Genomic DNA, 500 nt, shown 5'->3' on the forward strand with positions numbered 1-500 from the left:
ACCCGCATTCTCGGGCTGTGGCCGTCGCATGGTCATGTGGTGTGGCGGGGCTGCCCGCATCTGGCTGCATCGGCCGCACGCCAGGTCACCTCCTATCTGGATGGGCGCAACGGGCTCAAAAGCAACGCACCGCTGGGCTATCCGGCGGTGCCGGTGCCGACTGTGCAGCAGATCCTCGCACCGAAACCCGCCCCGAAACCCCCCGCGCCGAAACCCGCGCCGCCGTCGCGGCCTCGGGTGTCGCTGGCTGATGTGCAGACCCAGGCCCGCCGCCGTCGGCGCTCAGTGTCCGAGCACGTGCGCACCGTGCAGCGGGCGCTGCTCGCCGAGAATATCCGCACCGTAGGCCCTGCTGATGGGTGGTGGGGGCCTCGGACGACGGAGGCGTATGCGTACTGGCAGCACTGGCTCGGGTACCGTGGCCGCGCCGCTGATGGTATCCCTGGCCGGGTGACGCTGGCCCGTCTCGGCCAGCGCCAGGGCTTTGACGTGGTGTCCTG

At 70.6% G+C, this 500-nt stretch carries 1 protein-coding gene; it reads left to right on the forward strand.

Annotated elements, in window-relative coordinates; genetic code table 11:
* Positions 1–500: peptidoglycan-binding protein (locus RMT89_RS41000; RefSeq protein ID WP_399498864.1), on the forward strand; the 500-nt coding region annotated here is incomplete at both ends.

It is taken from the genome of Streptomyces sp. P17 (assembly GCF_032436805.1).
Lineage (GTDB): Bacteria > Actinomycetota > Actinomycetes > Streptomycetales > Streptomycetaceae > Streptomyces.